The 18734-nt window shown below is 44.4% G+C and carries 17 protein-coding genes; 9 read left to right on the forward strand and 8 right to left on the reverse strand.

Annotation, left to right across the window (positions count from 1 at the left end; translation table 11 throughout):
• Positions 1-79: 79 nt before the first annotated feature.
• The 4 genes from L9P87_RS17075 to L9P87_RS17090 form a co-directional block, all read right to left on the reverse strand.
• On the reverse strand, positions 80-436 hold the full coding sequence (locus tag L9P87_RS17075) for a PilZ domain-containing protein (protein ID WP_237445974.1): 357 nt from the start codon (positions 434-436) through the stop codon (positions 80-82).
• A gap of 114 nt (positions 437-550) precedes the next feature.
• Entirely contained in the window at positions 551-928 is a 378-nt protein-coding gene (locus L9P87_RS17080) for a hypothetical protein (protein ID WP_237445975.1), read from the reverse strand.
• A gap of 89 nt (positions 929-1017) precedes the next feature.
• Positions 1018-2043, reverse strand: a complete 1026-nt coding sequence (locus L9P87_RS17085) for a porin (protein WP_237445976.1) — start codon at positions 2041-2043, stop codon at positions 1018-1020.
• A 187-nt stretch (positions 2044-2230) separates the two neighbouring features.
• Positions 2231-2824: a hypothetical protein gene (locus tag L9P87_RS17090; RefSeq protein WP_237445977.1), complete on the reverse strand. Its 594-nt coding sequence runs from the start codon at positions 2822-2824 to the stop codon at positions 2231-2233.
• A 162-nt stretch (positions 2825-2986) separates the two neighbouring features.
• On the opposite strand from L9P87_RS17090, the gene lon reads away from it, so the two are divergent.
• Positions 2987-5377, forward strand: a complete 2391-nt coding sequence (gene lon, locus L9P87_RS17095; RefSeq protein WP_237445978.1) for an endopeptidase La — start codon at positions 2987-2989, stop codon at positions 5375-5377.
• A 234-nt stretch (positions 5378-5611) separates the two neighbouring features.
• Here the strand turns inward: lon and L9P87_RS17100 are convergent, their stop codons facing one another.
• From L9P87_RS17100 to L9P87_RS17110, 3 genes are all read right to left on the reverse strand, one after another.
• Positions 5612-7417, reverse strand: a complete 1806-nt coding sequence (locus L9P87_RS17100; protein ID WP_237445979.1) for an alpha/beta hydrolase family protein — start codon at positions 7415-7417, stop codon at positions 5612-5614.
• A gap of 193 nt (positions 7418-7610) precedes the next feature.
• Positions 7611-7787 carry a hypothetical protein gene (locus tag L9P87_RS17105; RefSeq protein WP_237445980.1) on the reverse strand — a complete coding sequence of 59 codons (177 nt, stop codon included), beginning with the start codon at positions 7785-7787 and terminating at the stop codon, positions 7611-7613.
• 305 nt (positions 7788-8092) lie between these two features.
• Positions 8093-8734: a class I SAM-dependent methyltransferase gene (locus tag L9P87_RS17110; protein WP_237445981.1), complete on the reverse strand. Its 642-nt coding sequence runs from the start codon at positions 8732-8734 to the stop codon at positions 8093-8095.
• A 44-nt stretch (positions 8735-8778) separates the two neighbouring features.
• Between L9P87_RS17110 and L9P87_RS17115 the strand changes: the two genes are divergently transcribed.
• Complete coding sequence (locus L9P87_RS17115; protein ID WP_237445982.1) at positions 8779-9561, forward strand: TatD family hydrolase; 783 nt, start codon at positions 8779-8781, stop codon at positions 9559-9561.
• Here L9P87_RS17115 and L9P87_RS17120 read toward each other — a convergent pair.
• Positions 9558-10529, reverse strand: a complete 972-nt coding sequence (locus L9P87_RS17120) for a class 1 fructose-bisphosphatase (RefSeq protein ID WP_237445983.1) — start codon at positions 10527-10529, stop codon at positions 9558-9560. The two genes, L9P87_RS17115 and L9P87_RS17120, sit on opposite strands and share 4 nt — an antisense overlap.
• A 361-nt stretch (positions 10530-10890) precedes the next feature.
• On the opposite strand from L9P87_RS17120, the gene L9P87_RS17125 reads away from it, so the two are divergent.
• Genes L9P87_RS17125 through wecC form a run of 7 tightly spaced genes read left to right on the forward strand, consistent with a single transcriptional unit; the run spans position 10891 to position 18733 of the window.
• Positions 10891-11463 (forward strand): polysaccharide biosynthesis/export family protein, encoded by a 573-nt coding sequence (locus L9P87_RS17125; RefSeq protein ID WP_237445984.1) that lies wholly within the window; start codon positions 10891-10893, stop codon positions 11461-11463.
• Between the two features lie 54 nt (positions 11464-11517).
• Positions 11518-12816: a hypothetical protein gene (locus L9P87_RS17130; RefSeq protein WP_237445985.1), complete on the forward strand. Its 1299-nt coding sequence runs from the start codon at positions 11518-11520 to the stop codon at positions 12814-12816.
• 17 nt (positions 12817-12833) lie between these two features.
• Positions 12834-14594: a GumC family protein gene (locus L9P87_RS17135; RefSeq protein ID WP_237445986.1), complete on the forward strand. Its 1761-nt coding sequence runs from the start codon at positions 12834-12836 to the stop codon at positions 14592-14594.
• A 13-nt stretch (positions 14595-14607) separates the two neighbouring features.
• The gene (locus tag L9P87_RS17140) at positions 14608-15393 is read left to right on the forward strand and encodes a CpsD/CapB family tyrosine-protein kinase (RefSeq protein ID WP_237445987.1); all 786 of its coding nucleotides are present in this window, start codon (positions 14608-14610) and stop codon (positions 15391-15393) included.
• Between the two features lie 8 nt (positions 15394-15401).
• A complete protein-coding gene (locus L9P87_RS17145; RefSeq protein ID WP_237445988.1) occupies positions 15402-16304 on the forward strand; it encodes an ExeA family protein in 903 nt (300 codons plus the stop codon).
• Between the two features lie 17 nt (positions 16305-16321).
• Positions 16322-17506 carry a non-hydrolyzing UDP-N-acetylglucosamine 2-epimerase gene (wecB, locus tag L9P87_RS17150; protein WP_237445989.1) on the forward strand — a complete coding sequence of 395 codons (1185 nt, stop codon included), beginning with the start codon at positions 16322-16324 and terminating at the stop codon, positions 17504-17506.
• An 18-nt stretch (positions 17507-17524) separates the two neighbouring features.
• Positions 17525-18733: a UDP-N-acetyl-D-mannosamine dehydrogenase gene (gene wecC / locus L9P87_RS17155; protein ID WP_237445990.1), complete on the forward strand. Its 1209-nt coding sequence runs from the start codon at positions 17525-17527 to the stop codon at positions 18731-18733.
• The last annotated feature ends 1 nt before the right edge of the window (position 18734 follow it).

An 18734-nucleotide genomic window follows, 5' to 3' on the forward strand; every position in this document is an offset into this window, starting at 1 on the left:
ACCGCTTACGGGGTTTTTTTATGGCTGGGGTTTCGTTAGGAGCAGGACTAAAGCATTGGTCAATGCAGACGGACAAATATTAGGCAGGACTGGGGGCTTGGCTGTAGCTGGATATCAGGTCTTGAAGAATGGCCAGGCTTTTTTCGGGGATGTCGATAATTTGAAAGCCGGCCCAGCAGCTTTGCATGTTCTCAGCTTCTCGACACCACAGGCAATCAACACCAATATCTATCAGTTCATTGTCATCGACGGGGCGACTGAGGTTAAGCCTTAGTTGGTAAAGGGAGTTACTCTTAACAGGTTTGTTACACAGCAGCATAAGCCCGTCGGTAGTAATATTGACAACTTCGCCGATCATGTCTTTGGTAAGTGCGTTTATTGCAGTGACAGATTGCCTAAGTTGTACGCGTTGTTGTTTGCGGTTATTTTCGTTCAAAGATGATCCCCTGTTATTATTATCTCGGAGCAATATGATTCAGTCTCGCTCATTTGGCATGGAATATCTAGTGTCATGAAAAGAAGTTAATAGGAGCGCTGTAAGTGATCACTATCATTGACGGCACTTAAATTGATAGTTAACAATGAATTTACTGTTTTCTTTGGTCACCCATTTGTCAGCTTCACGCCAACCGCTACTGCACTTTTGTGCAGCTAAATTTTCTACTGCAAGCAGTGCTGCATTCTTGTCTTGGCTGTCAGTATAGCTGGCGGTGACTAGTTCATCGTCAAAGTTGTTGCTTATGTTTTTGTTATCACCACCAATGTGCACAGGTTGCGGTGCATTACTACCGATCAGTTTCATACTGTCATTTTGGTGGAATTCACTGAAATCCAGGCTGTCTGCTTGATCCACTGCCATGTCTTCGGCGTCGCTGGCGAATGTGGTGATGGCAGTTGTCAGTGTTAATATCGTGAGGGTGTTCTTCATAAAAAGGTTCTCAATATTTGGTAACGACAAAAGGGATGCTGCGTGCATCCCTTAGTTTGACCGATATGTCGGTCGATGGCGGATGTCGTTTAGAATTTGTGCGATATACCAATACCTGCAACAGTTTCTTCTTTGCTATCTTTTGTTACATTTTCAGTGGCTTCTAAGCTGTTGTAGAAACCAAACACCTTTGTGGCCTTGCTGAAGTTGTAATCAATGCCAACGCCGTAGGATTCATTGTTGTCGGTATCGGCAAAACTAACAGGCATGTCTGACTGTGCAATCTGTCCGTAAACTTTCCAAATTTTGTTAATTGTATACGAGACGCTACCGGTGTAGCCGCTGAATGTATCTTCCTTAACCGCTTGGTCGCCTTGATATACGGACTGCTGTGCCATGGCGCCGAAGGTAAAGCCTGCTACTTTGGCTTGGCCAACTAAGCGGGTGTTATCAAAGGCTGAGGTGTCACCGTCAATCAGTGCCAGCTTAGATTTGGTGGCGACATTGTTATCATGCGCAAGGGCAACATAAAAGTTGTCGTTCTTCCAGTTAATAGATGAAGAGAATGAATCTGCTACGCTATCTTCCGCCTTGCCATCGCCGGTGATGTCCTCACCTTCGTTTAAGATAGGTTGGATAGTGGCGCTAAAGCCAGCAAACTTTGGTGTGGTATAGCTGATAATATTGGCGGCACGAGTTTCACCCAGTAATATATTCTTGATATCACCGGCGTCCAAGTCATTGAGGACATCAACTTTACCTTGGGCCATCTTTAGCGCGGTGTCATGTTTACCAACAAAGACCGTACCTAAGCCGCCAGTCAAGCCAACATAGATGTTTCGCTGTTTGAATACGTCACTGCCTTCGCCGTCGACATCAACTTCGTATTCCATCTTATAAATAACAGCAGTATTTTCTGTCAGATCTGTCTTGCCTTTGAAGCCGAGGCGTGAGGCGTTTGATTGTAATTCAGTGGTTGAGTCGCTGCCATCATCAACATTTTGTACGGACACATTGAGCTTGCCATAGACCGTGACGTCGGTATCAGCAAAAGCGGTGGTCGCAGTCATGCCGGCAACTGCGGTGATGGCTAAAGTAAGTTTATTCAAGTTCATGGTATTTCCAATAGCTATAAAAGGTTTTGTTTTTAGTTTGTGGCGCTATTATGTCGAGGGAATATGACGGCTGCATGACAGATTTGTCTGTTTTTTATGACAATAAATCAGTGGCTTAGCGTTTAACTGTTGTTCGATTACTGGTCTTTAGGCAGACGGCTTTCGATTGGAGAGGGTTAATGAGGTATTACTTGGAGGGGCGAGATAGGGTAAAGGCAAGGAAGAAGGCGGCAATAAATAAGCAGAGGCTGGCTGCCTCAGCGGTGCTAATAAATAGCAGCGTAGAATTGATCGCTAGGCTATTTTGTTGTTCGAGTTCGGTACTTGTTTGGTTGGCGAGTTTGGTGAGGTTGTCTTGTAGTGTAGTGATCAGGTCGACGGCATGATAGACGCTTTGGCGGTTGATGACGGGTTCTTTATCCATCGAGCGTTGTAGCGCATGCAGCTCGTTGTAATGTTCGAACAGGCTGATTGATAAGGGGTTGTTGGAAAAATTGCTGATGGTTGCGGCGGTCAGCGCCTCAATGGTGCTGCTCTGGGCAAGTGTGTTATATCGGCGCTGTGGCGTGTCGTGAATCAGCCGTTGTAGATAGAGACTATGCAGTGCGTTGAGTGCCTGCTGTGCTTTGCTTATAGACTCAAGCCGCGGTAGTTGTACGTCCAGCATATGGCTGGCCTGTGACCGAATGTTACTGTTAACCTGATGTAACTGGGCAAGACAGAGGATACTGACAACGAGAATAGTTAAGAATGTGAGTAGCGCACTGTATTTACGCACCATAGTGTCACCCTGACAGATTCACTGTCTAAAGTGTAGCAATTCTACTGTGGCAGGTTTTTTAGTTTTTGCAGAGGAGTTATAGATTGAAAAATAACTACACAGCCCCCATATTTGACTGATCATTGCCGATTTTCTGGCAACAACACATTTGAAGGAAGCTTAATGGCCGATAATCTTGATGCGAGTATTGCCGATGAACTGGTTGTGGATTCGGTGTCGCCAGAAAAAGAAATAGCCTTGCCTGATCAGGTGCTGCCAAATGTTATAGAGCTATTACCGATATCGAGCAGGCCCTTCTTTCCGGCTCAAATTCAGCCGCTTATTATTAAGAGCGAACCCTGGGAAGATACTATTCACCTTGTTTCGGAGGCAGATCAACCCTATGTCGGTATTATCTATACCACCCAGACAGATGGAGAGATTCGCCGTGAAGAACTGGCCGAAACCGGCTGTGTAGCAAGGGTTCAGAGTGTCGAGAGTGACGGTGAATATTTACATGTCATCGCGGTTGGTCGTAAACGCTTTCGGATTGTTCGTTGGTTGACAGATAAACCGCCCTATCGTGTACAGGTAGAATACCCAGAGCCAAAATATGAAGAAGACGAGGAATTAAGAGCTCGGGCCATTGCCATTTTAGCGGTAATAAAAGAGTTGCTGCCGTTGAATCCGTTGTATTCGGAGGAGTTACGTCAGTATCTGAATCGTTTTGGTCCTAACGACCCATCACCGTTGTCTGATTTTTCAGCCTCGATCACCACTGCCAGCAATACGGAGCTGCAAAATATACTCGATACCGTTGATTTAACAAAGCGGATGGATCGCGTGTTGTTGCTTCTGCGTAAAGAGCTTGAGGTAGCAAAGTTACAGAGCGAATTGTCTGATCAGGTTAATGATAAGATCAGCGAGCAGCAGCGTGAATTCTTCCTGCGAGAGCAGTTGAAGCTAATCCAAAAAGAATTGGGCATTACCAAGGACGATAAGACGGCCGATGCCGAAATGTTTCAGGCTCGGTTGAAAGACAAACAGCTGCCCGAGCATGTGCAAAGTCGTATCGATGACGAGATGCAGAAATTATCGATCTTAGAGATGGGATCGCCTGAGTATGGTGTCACCCGTAATTATCTCGATTGCTTAACAGCATTACCTTGGGGGGTCCATTCAACCGATCAGCTTGAACTCTCTGTCGCCAGAGAGGTGCTGGAGAAGCATCACAATGGTTTGGGTGATGTTAAGGATCGTATCTTAGAGTTTATTGCCCTCGGCGCCTACCGCGGTGAAATCTCTGGTTCAATTATTTTGCTGGTCGGCCCGCCAGGTGTCGGTAAGACCTCTATCGGTCGCTCGGTGGCCGACGCACTGGGGAGAAAGTTCTATCGCTTCAGTGTTGGTGGTATGCGTGATGAGGCGGAGATCAAAGGGCATCGTCGCACCTATATCGGTGCTATGCCGGGCAAGTTTGTACAGGCGTTGAGTGAAGTCGATGTCGAAAACCCAGTGATTATGCTAGATGAAATAGACAAAATCGGTGCCAGTTATCATGGTGACCCCGCGTCGGCGTTGCTAGAGGCGCTGGATAGCGAGCAAAACAGCGAATTCTTAGATCATTACTTGGATTTAAGAGTCGATTTATCCAAGGTGCTCTTTATCTGTACCGCCAACCAAATCGATTCCATCCCTGCGCCACTTTATGATCGGATGGAGGTTATTCGTTTAGCCGGTTACATTGCCGAAGAAAAGTTGGCCATTGCCAAACAGCACCTATGGCCAAAACTGCTGACACAGGCAAGAATTAAAAAGTCGACACTGAAGATTAGCGATGCGGCATTGAAAAACTTGATTGAGGGTTATGCCCGAGAATCAGGTGTGCGAAGCCTAGAAAAGCTATTGCAAAAACTCGTTCGTAAGTCGGTTGTTGTGTTGCTGGAGGGTAAGACAAAGAGTATTCGTATCGGCAAAAAGGAAGTGCTGCAATGGCTGGGTCAGCCGGTCTTCGAAACTGAAAGTATTCAAAAAGGTGTCGGCGTTGTCACTGGCTTGGCATGGACATCTATGGGTGGGGCAACGCTGCCTGTAGAGTCTAATAAGATACATAACTTGGCTCGCTCGCTGAAGCCAACGGGGCAGCTGGGTGATGTGATGAAGGAGTCGGTGGATATTGCCTATAGCTACGTTATGGCAAATGCCAGTCGCTTTGGCATTGCAGCCGATTATTTTGATAAGGCGGCGATTCACTTGCATGTGCCGGAAGGCGCGACGCCTAAAGATGGCCCAAGTGCCGGCGTGACAATGGCTACCTCGTTGGTTTCCCTTGCTCGTGATAAGGCAATTGCGGCGAAGATTGCGATGACTGGAGAATTAACGCTGACTGGGAAGGTGCTTGCTGTTGGTGGTATTCGAGAGAAGGTTATTGCGGCAAGACGAATAGGGATAAATCAGCTGATTCTGCCGAAGGCTAATCAAAGAGACTTTGATGAGCTGCCGTCATTTTTAAGAGAGGGGGTGTCGGTCACCTATGCGGCAACCTTCGATGATGTCTTCTCGCGGGTGTTCTAAATGTTAAGTTAAAAAAAAGCCTCGTTAAACGAGGCTTTTTTTTAACACTTTTGCGCGATAATAATCGACACAAGAGTAATAGCAATAGCGGTGACTGTAGCGGTAACCATGGTAGGCTCCTAGAGAAGTTTTTGGTGCCGCTATTATAGTGGGAATATTGGTTTGAGTTTATTCGCAGTTAGACCTAATCCTATATGCAATAGTGCCTACAGAGTGACTTTTTGAAACGCCCCGTTATAATTTCGCTACAATCATTTGATAGAAATCGAGCTCTTTCTTGAGTGCCAGCTGTTGATTTTTTGTCTGTTTCACGCCATGCCCCTCGTCGGGAAAAAACAGCAACTGATGAAAAATATTATTGGACTCTAAGCGTTCGATAAATTGTTGTGTTTGCTCAGGCGGGCAGATGGTGTCTCGGCCACCTTGGATAAATAGTATCGGAGTGGTGAGTTGCTTGGCGAAATGAATCGGGCTGTGTTGAAACCAGCGGCTGTGCCCTTGTTCTGAGTATTCCTGTTTCAGCAGTTGCTGAATATAGCATCGCTCGAATCGATGGGTGTGTTTGAATAACAGGTTCAGGTCCGAGATACCAGAGCTGACCATGGCGCCGTTAAGCAGTGAGCTAAATGTGGCGATACAAAGGGCTGCGTAGCCGCCAGAGCTGTTGCCTCGAGCAAAGATGGCGTCGGGGTTGACTAGTTTTCTTTCAGTGAGATGTGCTATTGCTGTCCGACAATCTTCGACCTCTGACCTGCCCCAATGGCCATAAATCTGGTGGCGAGAACTGCGGCCAAAACCGGCACTGCCGCGGTAATTTAGATCTAAAACGGAGAAACCGTGATCGGTGAAATACCGGGTGGTGAGATCCAGGCCAGGATGGGTATAAGACGTCGGTCCACCATGAAAACGAATAATCAGAGGGGCCGGTTCGCTGGTGTTCTTCGCTGCATAGAAAAAGCCTTGGCTTGCCTCTTTGGCGCCAACGTCGATTGATACAGGGGGGGGGAATAAGGTGGTTTCAACCTTGTCGTTGGCGGTGAAACAGTGGGTTTGCCTGCTGCTTAAATGGTAGCTATAGATATGCTGATGGCTGTTAACACCGGCGGCGGCGAAATAAATTTTCTGGTCGATATGGCAGAGTTGGTGGATAAAGCAAATATCGTCCGGCAGCTCAAGTATTTCAGTATGCTGATTACAGTGTCGAATCAGCTGCCATCGGCCTCGGTGAATTTGTGTGCAGATTATATCGTCAACTTGCAGGGCAATATAGTTGCAGTGGCCGGCCTCCCAGGGGGCGGCACAGATATCAGCGTTCGGTGTATAAATAGCGCGACTGGTTTGGGTGGCAGTGTTGTAGCAGTAAAGCCCCCAGAAACCCTGGCGGTCAGAGAGGTAAAGCAGTTGTTGATTATCAAGCCAGCTGAGCTGGCAGACAGCCTCACCGTGTACTAAATCATTAGTCTTTGATTCAACAACGGCCTGGCTGGTTGACTCATTAATAGCGCCGTTGCTTGCCACGGGGGCGATGCGCAGTTCGGTATTGTCCCAGGGCATGTTTGGAAATTTGCGACAGACATAGGCGATGTACTGGCCATTAGGTGAAGTCATAGGGCTGTTAAAAAAGTCGCTCTGCTGGAGCAGTGGTTGAGTCGGCTCGCGGCAGTCGGCGACGAATTGCCTATCTCTCTCGGTATCATCAATAACGGCAAGGCAGCGCTGATGTGCCTTGTCAAAGGTGAGGTCACCGGCAACAACCGAATGTGAGTGCCAGTGATTATCCATTTTTAGATGCAGTTGGCCTGCTGTGGTAAGCCAAAGTTGAGTTTGATTACCCTCAAAGCAACCACCTCCATAACCGTTGAGTATAGAGCGGTTGTTGAGGTGATCGGCGACAGTTATAAGCTGTTCTTCAGCTGTGAGGCAGAATAACTGATGGTGGTTGTCGGCATCGACCATGTTGACGAATAATTGACGATCGATGACGCGAAGTTGCTTGATTTTACTGAGGCTTAAGCATGCCTGCTGCGCTGTCACCGTCATGTTAAAAGCTGGGTGTCTGCAAGAGGGTAGCGGGTGGAATAGAGCTTGAGCGTGGATCGAAAAAAGACATGGCATTATCAGCGGCAGAGGGTGAGCCGTTAATATAGCACTGCAGGTATAGGCAAAGAAGTGTTGAGGAAGTATAGGCCGGTGTTAGCTAACCCCAGCCTTATCTCGGTAGGATTAATCTATGTTAGAGGATGTCACCCATCCACGGACGACTGCGGGTTACTGGTTGAGCAGGATCATTAGGGCGTTGAATTTTATCGATTGTTCCCCCTTTCGATAAAAACTCGGCAACCTCGTTGGCGATTTGGTTACGAATTGCTTCGCGTGATGGCAATGAATTACAGCGCGGTACTGATGTCATGATAAAGCCTCCAAACATAGTCCATAATGTTTAATATTGTTGTTATTTTAATGGGCGATTATGACAGTAGTTTTTCACTATCTCAGCGAGAGATAGCAAGGCCAGTGCTCTTCCTGAGTGCTGGTTAGATCTACTTATCTAATCGACTGAGGCCAATATGCCAATTTTTTGACAGTGTGTATAGGGGAAATCGCTTACATTTTCGCAGTAAAAAATACGCAAACTGGGCATATTGAGAATATAAGTGACAGCTTTTTTTACAGGTCCGCAGTGTAGTGGGATTCAGAGGGTAACACTGCTTATTATTAATTTTTTGTAATGATTAGCGTGTCGCTGTTGATGGCCTCAATAGAGGCGTTCTTATCGCGAAAAAAGTGTGTGAAGGAGTAAGGGCTGAAGAAGATGATGTGGGTTAAGTCGTTCTTGTAGTGCCAGCGGGCAAAATGCGACCGATCGATGACTTGTTTCGTCATAATACCCAGTATTCCCCCTGGCCTCAGTATTGACCACAGCTGATTAAGCACCTGGTTGGGTGCGCTAAGGTGCTCAACAACCTCTGTTGCGGTGATGAAATCATAGTGCTGGTTCAGTAAGCTGCTATTGGGTTGATAATAGACATCGTACAATTGTACCTGGTGACCGAGTTCCTGAAGCATCTGTGATAAGGTGGGGCCAGGGCCGCAGCCAAAGTCGAGTCCGACGCTGGCTGGTTTTAAGCGTTGTTGTAGTGGCTCAACAAGGCGGTTGAGAAACCCTCGATATGCCATGTCGTCAGGGCTGTTTTGGTGTTTGTCGTACTCTAGTTTTTCGTTTACTGCGCTGAGGTAGAAGCGGGGCTCGACGAAAACCAGGTCGCAATCGTGACATTGCCTAAAACGCCTGCGTTGATCTTCGAAGTATGGCGAGTTGGCAGGGCTTTGACAAAGGGGGCAGTGGAGATTGGTCAAGGCGGTGAATCTCCTAGGTTAACCGGTAATATTGCGAGTAAATAATGATTGATAGCCATTGTCATCTAGATTTTGACATCTTTGATACTAGTCGACCATTACTGATTGAGGCGATGGTCCGAGCGGGCGTTGATCATTGTGTTGTTCCAGGTGTGGCCGCAGCAGCATGGGAGGATCTGCTTTGCGTGGTTAATGATTTTAAGCAATGCTCCTCAGCGCTTGGCTTGCATCCATATTTTATCGCAGATCATCGAGAGCAAGACTTACAGCGGTTGGATCAGTTGTTAGGCGAGCACGAGAATATTGTGGCCGTCGGGGAGATTGGGCTGGACGCGACATTAATGGCGGGTTTTGCCAGCGAACAGCAGTACTATTTTGAGCAGCAGTTAGTCCTGGCCAAGCGTCATAATCTTCCTGTGATTATTCATGCCCGTGGTTGTTTCGATCAAGTGGCAGCGACAATAAGAAGGAGTCATTTTAACCAGGGCGGGATTGTTCACGCATTTACCGGTAGTTTGCAGCAGGGGGTTAAGTTGGCAGAGCTGGGCTTTAAATTGGGTATTGGTGGTGCAGTCACACACCCGCGGGCAAGAAAATTGAGACAGACGGTAGCCGCATTGGCTCCGGACTGTATTGCCTTGGAAACAGATAGCCCAGATATGAGGCCCGCATTTGTCCACCATGACAGCCCCAATATGCCAACTTTGCTGCCCTTGATTGCTGCAGTGGTTGCGGAAATCAGAGGGACGTCGGCCACAGCAATTGCAGCGCAGAGTGACGCCAACATACTGTCGGCACTACCCAGGCTGCAGCGTGTTGCTGGTTAGCCATCAATGCCGTGATATTTCAGGCAGTTTTTTACTTCGCTTGCCGAACCCAGAATGACGGGCACACGCTGGTGGATGGCAGTAGGTTGAATGTCGAGTATACGTTCTTTGTCCGTCCAGCTTTCACCACCAGCCTGCTCAATCAATAGTGACATCGGGTTGGCCTCATACATCAGGCGAAGTTTGCCTGCTTTACCCGGTTCACGATTGTCCCATGGGTAGGTGAACAGACCACCACGGCAAAGCACGCGATGCACATCGCCAACCATGGCGGCTACCCAGCGCATATTAAAGTTCTTGCCGCGAGGACCTTCGCTACCCTGCAGAAGATCAGTGATGTACTGCTGCATTGGCTCAGCCCAAAAACGCTGGTTGGACATGTTGATGGCAAACTCTTTGGTATCAGCATCGATAGAGACCTGCTCAACGGTAAGTACAAATTCACCAATGGCAGGGTCGAGTGTGTACATCTGAACGCCATTGCCTGTGCTGAGCACCAACATAGTAGATGGGCCATATAAAATGTAGCCCGCCGCCACCTGGTCACGACCCTTTTGTAAGAATGACTGCTCTGATAACTCACCGCCGTTAAACGGATAGATAGAGAAAATGGTGCCGACCATGGCGTTGATGTCAATATTCGAGGAGCCATCGAGGGGGTCAAAATTGACGAGATACTGTCCGCTGTCAGGCCCGGCAACATAGCTGTCCTCTTCTTCAGAGGCGATGGCACGAACTGATCCGCAGCCTAATAGAATCTCTTTCAGTAGATCATTAGAGATGACATCCAGCTTTTTCTGAGTCTCACCCTGCACATTTTCATTACCGGCACTGCCTAAAACACCACCTATAGAGCCCTGTTGCAGCCTGAAGTTAATGTCTTTACCTGCGATTGCCAGGGCGTTCAGGGTGTTGGCGAGTTCAGCTGAAATACCAGCGTCTCTTAATGAAGCCGAGAAAGTTTGCATGTTGCATATCCGAAATAGGAGTCAAATTCGTTCAATTATCGCATTTTGCCGGCGGCGTGGCTAGCGACAAAAGGCTGGAAGCTTAAGGTTATATATAGGGCAAAAGTGGCCACATATGCATTGTCTGTCAGTTGTATAAAAATCCGACTCAGAGGCGCGTGTCGGTAAAGTGTCAACACAAGGTAACTGAGCGCAACCCTCTATTTTAATTGGAAAAAATATGTTTAAAGGATGCTGGCCAAAAGGTTATTTATCGTTGTTCTGTAAAGATTTTCAACAGAGTTTGTAAAGCCAATAATGAGTGTGAGAGGCTCTAACGTAATTGCTAAATATGGCAAAAGCTTTTAAGGAAAATAATAAAATGACAAAGCTACTCGCGGTATTCATTGGCAGTCTTGCAATTGTTCTCAGTGCTTACGCGCAAGATGAGAGTTCTGGCATCTATGGTGACTACGAGGTAAATCCTGGCGATATTCTATCAGTATTTATTTGGGGTGAAGAGGGGCTCTCGAAAGAGGTGGTGGTTAGACCCGATGGTTTTGTCAGTTACCCGCTTGCAGGGGAGATCGAAGTGGGAGGACAGACAATAACGCAAGTAACAGCTTCATTGGAGCGCGCATTAGCTACTTATATGAAGAGCGGTGCCCAAGTGACAGTATCGATGACGCAAATGTCGGGTAATAATATTTACGTGATCGGAAAGGTAAACAAGCCTGGTGTGTTTAATATGTTTGCAGAGACCGATGTGTCCCAGGCTTTGGCGTTGGCGGGTGGTTTGAATACTTTTGCCGATGAGAACGATATTAAAGTTCTTAGGCGTGATAAAACCGGTGTGCAAACTTCAATTGATTTTAATTATAAGGCTATACGCAAAGGAAAAGACCTCAGTAGTAATGTCATTCTAAGGTCGGGTGATGTTGTTGTTGTTCCATAAATAATAAATATAAAAGTGAATGATAAAATGTACGCGAGCTACAAGCGGCGTGCTGTGGGAAAGTTTTGCTTAATAACTTTATGTTTATCGCTGGCTTCTGCTAGCCATTATGTGGCTGCGATAGAGCAGCGATTAGAGTCTGAAATCGAGCTGGCTACAGATAATGATTCAAATGCCAGAATGGTTTCTGATGAAGATAAGGTGATTAAGCTGCAAGGCTACAGCCTCTCGCCACGGATAAATTATAGCGCTAATACAGAGCGAGCTAAATTCGGTGTTATGGCCGATGTTGAGTTTGAGCGCTTTGATAATGACGATTTCAATGCCAATAATGTTGATATTTCCTTAGACCTGCTTTATAGGCTTAGCGATAAAAGCAGTGTTTCAACTTCCATGAGCTTTGATCGGTCCCCAACAAGAATTGAAGAGGTCTCGGATAGCGGTTCAATTAGATCCGGTGATGTAGAGACTTATAATTGGGTTGGTAGCATGCAGCATTTGCTGACACAGAAGCAAATGTTATCAGTATCGGTTAGTAGCGCCAGCGTAAAATATAGTAATGAGTACTATACCAGCCGATACACCGCAGAGCTTTCGGCGATGTGGCGATATCAGTGGAGCGAGAAATTCTCATTCGCATTAATTCCGTCATACAGTTACGTGGATTTTGATACCCAAGCATACAACCCAAGCCAGTTAATAGGTTGGGCAAACTATATTTATGCATCAACTGGCTTCGGTAATGTTATCGACAGCTCACAAACAGCTTCTTTGCCATTGCAAATATCCTATCAATATTCAGAGAAGCTAGCGTTCTCTGCCTATGCAGGATTGAGCCGTCAGCAACTTTCCTATTTAGATAAAAAATGTATCGAATCAATCTTCTATCAACCTTATTCATGCAACGTAACGGCACCAGAAAAAAAGGTGTCAGTTGATGAGTATGAAAATGAATCGAGTGTTTTCAACTTTAGTAGCACATACCAACTAAGTGAGCGTTCAGAGTTCATAGTTAATGCCACTCGACAATATCAGCCTAGTTCAGAGGGTGAATTAAGACAGGTAGATTCAATCGATATCAAATACAAGGGAAAGCTGGCGCAGAGACACGATCTAACTATGGCTGCTAACTGGGGGGAAAGTAACGATCCATCGAAAGAGCTTGTTAAGGATGATTATCAATATTGGATAGGGTCGATAAGCTACTACTACCGCTTTAGCAAGGATTGGAAAACATCTGTTACTTACACTTATAGAGGTAACGAAAAATATAATTTAGGTCGATCAAGCAGGGCGTCTGGTCAGCTTTGGGGGTTGGGATTGGTATATACCCCCAGCGAATTTCTACTATAAAGAAGCGGAAATAATAAATGAGTAGTTATATAGAATTTGAAGAAGAAAAAACATTATCAGACTATGTAAAAGCAATAAGACGCCACAAGAAAAAATCAATGATGGCGTCAGCAATAATATTTACCATATGTGTTTTGTCCGCATTGTTCTGGCCGCCGACATATCGCTCGACAGCAACGATATTGATAGAAGACCAGGATATACCCTCAGATATGGTTCGGTCGACAGTAACAACATATGCGAATAAACAAATCCAAGAGATAAAACAGCGTGCAATGACGCTTAACAATATAATGGATTTAGTGAAAAAGTATGAGCTATATAGTAAAAAGGAATTGGATAGAATACCTCGTTCTGAGATTGCTGAGGATTTCAGAGAGGATTCGAAGTTAGAGGTGATATCAGCAAAAGTTGTTGATCCTCGTTCAGGGAGGCCAACAGAGGCGACAATAGCATTTACGTTATCTTTTGAGCATAAAAATCCAGTAAAAGCACAGAAGGTTGCCAACGATCTCGTCAGCATATACCTGCGTGAAAATATCAAACAGCGTGAGGCTCAGGCAAGAAATGCGAGTGAGTTTTTAGGAGAGAATGCCGATTCGCTTGATAAGGAAATGAGTGAATACGAAGAAAGGATTGCAGATTTTAAGCAAGAGCATAAATGGTCGATGCCAGAACTGTTTAATTACAATATGCAGTCTTTGGAGAGAACAGAGCGTGAGGTGTTAGACCTTGATGAGCAAAAAACTCAGTATCAGCGTCAATTACTAAAGCTAAAAGGGCAGTTGAAGAATACGTCAGCTTATGCGCCAGCAATATTGGCAGATGGGAATGCGGCATTAAGTGATACAGACCGCTTGAAAGCCTTGCGTTCTCAATATGGCCAAATGGTATCTAGATATACTGAGAATCATCCAGATGTTATTAGAATAAAAAATGAAATAAAAAGATTAGAAGATGAGACAGGTAGCAAACTTACCAAACCTGAGTTAGCAAAGAGAATTAAACAGATAAGTTCGCAGTTAATTTCTTTGGAAAAAAAGTATACCAGTCAGCATCCAGAGGTAATAAGTAAAAGAGAGCAGCTTGAAGAGATAAGAAATACGGCAGCCAATTATAAAAGTACAGAAGACTATGTTTTAGATGCAGATAATCCTTTGTATGTTCAGCTGCAATCGGAAATATCGGCAGTCGAATTATCAGAGGCGAACACTACTGTAAAAATTAGACTATTGAATGAAAGAGCCGAAAAACTAAGACGGTATATTGCAAAGTCACCAGAGATTGAAACAAGATACCAGGAGTTAATCAGAAACTACCAGCTAACTTCAATGAAGTATGGCGAAATAAGTACGAAGCAGCGTGAGGCAGATATCGCTGTAGAGCTGGAGTCAAACCTGCGTGCAGAAAGATTTACTTTAATTGAACCTCCTGCAAGGCCTCAGATGCCTGTCAGCCCAAATAGAATAGCAATCCTAATCGTTGGTTTAGTACTGTCAATCGGAGCGGGTGTGGCTGTCGCATTGGTATTAGACATGCTGGATAAAAGTATACGCGGCAATGAGCGCGTACTGAAGATCGCAGGAGCAATGCCGCTGGTGACGGTTGGATATATACAAACGCCTGATGAGATTAAAGCCAGCGAACCTAATAGAAGAAGGATTGTTGTGATTATTTCGTCTGTAATGATGATCATTGTTGGGCTAACGATGATTAATTTTCTTTACAAGCCAGTAGATGTTTTGTGGTTTGTAGCTTTGCGAAAGCTGGGTATTTAATAAGGGGAATAAAATGGAATACGTGCAAGAAGCGATAGCAAAGGCAAGAAAAAAGAGGCATGAGATTGATGGGTCGGCTGAGGCAAAGAACAAGGCTGATGCTATATCTGACCTGACAGAAATAAAGTATACAAAAACACCAGTGCATAATCTTAGCCTTCTTCATCTGGAGAAAAATAGAGTCGTTACTGCATTCAGCAATGATGTTAGAGCTGAACCTTATAGGCAGCTAAGAACAATTCTACTTAAGGAATTTCGGGAAAGAAAAGTAAATAATTTAGCGATAGTTTCAGCTGATAATAGTGCGGGAAAGACCCTGACGGCAATCAATTTGGCAATAGCGCTATCAAAAGAAGTGAATCAAACAGTATTACTGGTAGATCTAGATTTGCAGTCGCCAAGTGTGGCTTCAACACTAGGTCTGGAAATTGAATATGGTATCTCAGACTTGCTGAATAATGAGGTGTCAGTGGATAAGGTGCTGATCAACCCAGGCCTGGAGAGATTAGTCATTCTTCCGGCTAAGAAAGTTGAGGGTAATACTTCGGAAATATTGTCTTCCCCCAGGATGCGTTCGTTAATGCAAGAAATAGAGCAGCGCTATCCAGAGCGCATTGTTATCTATGATTTGCCCCCATTATTAAATGATGATGATGCATTGGTTATTGCTGAAAGAGTTGGTAGTACATTGCTAGTCATAGAGGAAGGAAGAACAACACCTGAAAATTTAGAACGTTCGTTATTGCTTCTGGATAAAACAAGCTTGATAGGAACGATTCTAAATAAGGCCCACATATAAGGCATGATATGTATAGAGATTTCTTTGGATTAACTAAAAAACCGTTCTCGCTTACGCCGAACCCAGAGTTTTTATATTTTTCGCCCAAGCATCGTGTGGCTTACTCGATGTTAGAGTATGGGCTGATGGAGCAAAGCGGAATTACTGTGATTACCGGTGATATAGGTGCCGGAAAAACGACGTTACTTCGTTATTTAACTGATAATAATCAGGATAAAAATCTATGCATGGGCATAGTTAATAATATGTTCGAAGGCTATGGTCATTTAATGCAGTGGGTTTTGATGGCCTTTAATATTGATTTCGGTGAAGAAAATAAAGTAGCGTTGTTGCAAAAATTTCAAAGATTTGTCATTGATAATTATTCAAATGGTAAAACAACTGTAGTAGTTGTTGATGAGGCGCAAAACTTATCAGATAGTTCGTTAGAAGAGTTGCGACTACTTAATAATATTAACTCGAACTCTGATGATTTGCTGAAAATAATATTGATAGGGCAGCCAGAGTTGTTAGATAGGTTGCGCAAGCCGGGCCTGATTCAGTTGGCGCAAAGAGTGTCGGTGGAGTATCACCTTGAGGCGCTGGATGTAAGTGAAACTGTAGATTATATAAGGCACAGGATGAATGTTGTCGGTGGGGACCCATCTGTTTTTGAAGATTCAGCGCTGTACGCTATCCACTATCTTTCACGTGGTGTCCCGCGATTGATCAATACACTGGCTGATTACGCCTTAGTATATGCGTATTCGGCAGAGTCGCAGGAAATCGATGTGGATACAGTCATTGCCATTGCAAAAGGAAGAAAAATAGGAGGATTGAATCATGCCTCTTTGGAAGATGGTGGCTTGAATAAAGTGCATGATTTTGTAGAGTTAACAACTGGTGTGAGTATTAGTGAACAAGTAAGTTAGAAAGGGAAATTGAGACTATGAAAAATAAATATAAAAAAATATTAGTCATATTTGGCACTAGACCAGAAGCAATTAAAATGGCGCCATTGGTATTGGCCCTTCAAGAAAATAGTGCATTTGAGTGTCAGGTTTGTGTGACTGGACAGCATCGGGAAATGCTGGATCAAGTCACTACGCTTTTTGAGATAAAAGCAGATTATGATCTTAATATAATGAAGCCAGGCCAGGATTTGTTTTCGGTAACAGCGGATGTTATAGCAGGTTTGAAGCCAGTATTTGAACAGTCAAAACCAGATCTGGTCATGGTTCATGGTGATACGACTACCTGTATGGCGGCTTCAATATCAGCATTCTATGCAGGGATTAAAGTGGCTCACGTTGAGGCTGGACTAAGAACTGGCGATCTAACAGCCCCGTTTCCTGAAGAGGCTAATCGAAAGCTGGTTGCTAATATAACAGATTTTCATTTCTCTCCAACGCTGTCGTCGAGAAGTAATCTTTTGTCCGAAGGTTATTCTTCGAAAGCAATACATGTTACGGGTAACACAGTTATAGACTCCTTGTTTTGGGTGAGGAACAAAGTGAATAACTATGACGAAGATTACTGGTGTAAATACTTTGAAAAAGATGTACTTTCTCGAATCATAGGTGATTCAAGAAAAGTTCTAATAACCGGTCATCGTAGAGAGAATTTTGGTGATGGTTTCATCAATATTTGTGAGGCAATTAAGAGTCTTTCAATTAAATTCCCAGATGTTGATTTTATTTACCCCGTACACTTGAACCCGAATGTACAATCTCCTGTAAATGAATTGCTGAGCGAAAGGGAAAATGTACACTTAGTTTCGCCATTGAGTTATCCATGTTTTGTATGGCTAATGGATAGATCGAGTATAGTTTTGACTGACTCGGGTGGTATTCAAGAGGAGGCGCCATCATTGGGTAAGCCTGTACTTGTGATGAGAGATGTTACTGAGCGACCAGAGGCGGTAGAGCAGGGAACGGTGAAGCTTGTTGGAACAAATAAATATAAAATAATCAGCGAAATATCAACTCTATTAACAGATGCAGATTACTACAAAAAAATGAGTGAAGCATCAAACCCATATGGTGATGGTAAGGCGTGCAAAAGAATACTGGAAATCTTGCAAAATGAATTGGTTGATGATTATCAAAGCGCCGATGAAGAGATGGTCGTTTAATTCAACTGGGAGTATATAATGAAAAAAAATATTTGTGTGATTGGTCTTGGATATATAGGTCTACCTACAGCCTCATTACTTGCAACAAAGGGCTATAAAGTCGTTGGTGTAGATGTAAGTGAGCCGGTTGTTGATACGATTAATGATGGGAAAATTCACATTGTAGAGCCCGACTTAGATATTTTAGTAAAGTCGGCAGTACACTCCGGTAATCTAAGTGCATCAATGGAGCCTTGTGAAGCGGATATATTTGTAATCGCAGTGCCAACGCCGTTTATGGAGGAAGGTAACGGGAAAAAGCCTGATTTGTCATATGTGAAATCAGCGACTGATGCGATATCCGACTTTATAAAGCCAGGAAACCTAGTGATACTGGAGTCGACATCACCAGTTGGGACGACTGATGAAGTTGTATCTGCAACACTGGCTGAGAATGGACATAATATCGGCAGCGATGTATTTGTTGCGCATTGTCCTGAGCGAGTATTGCCAGGAAGAATATTAATAGAGTTAGTGGAGAATGATAGGGTTGTTGGCGGCGTAGATGATGAGTCTACAAGGGTTGCAGCAGAATTTTACGAAACATTTGTCAGGGGTGAGGTACTAACTACAAACGCTAAGACGGCTGAATTGATTAAGTTGACTGAAAACTCTTATAGGGATGTCAATATAGCATTTGCTAATGAGCTTTCGATGATAGCAGAAAGTGAATCGATAAATACTTGGGAAGTTATCGAACTGGCGAATAGGCATCCCAGGGTTGATATATTGAGCCCCGGACCAGGCGTTGGAGGACACTGTATCGCCGTCGATCCATGGTTTATTGTTGACCGTTCACCTAAATATTCACATTTGATAAGGACAGCGAGAGAAGTAAATGACTCAAAGCCGAGCTGGGTTATTGATCGCGTGGAGCGCTGTGCAGGAAAGCTGAAAAGCCCAGTAATAGCATGCTTAGGTCTGGCGTTTAAGGCTGATGTAGACGATATGAGGGAGAGTCCTGCCGTTGATATAACAAGGAAGTTAATCGAAAAAAATATTGGTAAAATTGTCGTATGTGAACCAAACATAAATAAAAGTGATGAGTTTGAATTAGTCACCCTAGATGAAGCGTTGAATAATTCAGATGTTGTATTGATTTTAGTCGACCACAAACCCTTCAAAAAGCTTAAGAGTAATGAGCTTCATGAAAAAATTGTGATAGATACTAGAGGGGTTTTTAAGTAAT

The organism is Sinobacterium norvegicum (genome assembly GCF_923077115.1).
In the GTDB taxonomy this organism is placed as follows: domain Bacteria; phylum Pseudomonadota; class Gammaproteobacteria; order Pseudomonadales; family Sinobacteriaceae; genus Sinobacterium; species Sinobacterium norvegicum.

Excerpts from the sequence above, each read along its gene's own strand:
- L9P87_RS17135 (WP_237445986.1), top strand. The coding sequence starts at position 12,834 with ATGAGTAGTTATATAGAATTTGAAGAAGAAAAAACATTATCAGACTAT.
- L9P87_RS17080 (WP_237445975.1), bottom strand. The coding sequence starts at position 928 with ATGAAGAACACCCTCACGATATTAACACTGACAACTGCCATCACCACA.
- L9P87_RS17120 (WP_237445983.1), bottom strand. The coding sequence starts at position 10,529 with ATGCAAACTTTCTCGGCTTCATTAAGAGACGCTGGTATTTCAGCTGAA.
- lon (WP_237445978.1), top strand. The coding sequence starts at position 2,987 with ATGGCCGATAATCTTGATGCGAGTATTGCCGATGAACTGGTTGTGGAT.
- L9P87_RS17140 (WP_237445987.1), top strand. The coding sequence starts at position 14,608 with ATGGAATACGTGCAAGAAGCGATAGCAAAGGCAAGAAAAAAGAGGCAT.
- L9P87_RS17100 (WP_237445979.1), bottom strand. The coding sequence starts at position 7,417 with ATGACGGTGACAGCGCAGCAGGCATGCTTAAGCCTCAGTAAAATCAAG.
- L9P87_RS17105 (WP_237445980.1), bottom strand. The coding sequence starts at position 7,787 with ATGACATCAGTACCGCGCTGTAATTCATTGCCATCACGCGAAGCAATT.
- L9P87_RS17115 (WP_237445982.1), top strand. The coding sequence starts at position 8,779 with ATGATTGATAGCCATTGTCATCTAGATTTTGACATCTTTGATACTAGT.
- L9P87_RS17145 (WP_237445988.1), top strand. The coding sequence starts at position 15,402 with ATGTATAGAGATTTCTTTGGATTAACTAAAAAACCGTTCTCGCTTACG.
- wecB (WP_237445989.1), top strand. The coding sequence starts at position 16,322 with ATGAAAAATAAATATAAAAAAATATTAGTCATATTTGGCACTAGACCA.
- L9P87_RS17085 (WP_237445976.1), bottom strand. The coding sequence starts at position 2,043 with ATGAACTTGAATAAACTTACTTTAGCCATCACCGCAGTTGCCGGCATG.
- L9P87_RS17090 (WP_237445977.1), bottom strand. The coding sequence starts at position 2,824 with ATGGTGCGTAAATACAGTGCGCTACTCACATTCTTAACTATTCTCGTT.
- L9P87_RS17125 (WP_237445984.1), top strand. The coding sequence starts at position 10,891 with ATGACAAAGCTACTCGCGGTATTCATTGGCAGTCTTGCAATTGTTCTC.
- wecC (WP_237445990.1), top strand. The coding sequence starts at position 17,525 with ATGAAAAAAAATATTTGTGTGATTGGTCTTGGATATATAGGTCTACCT.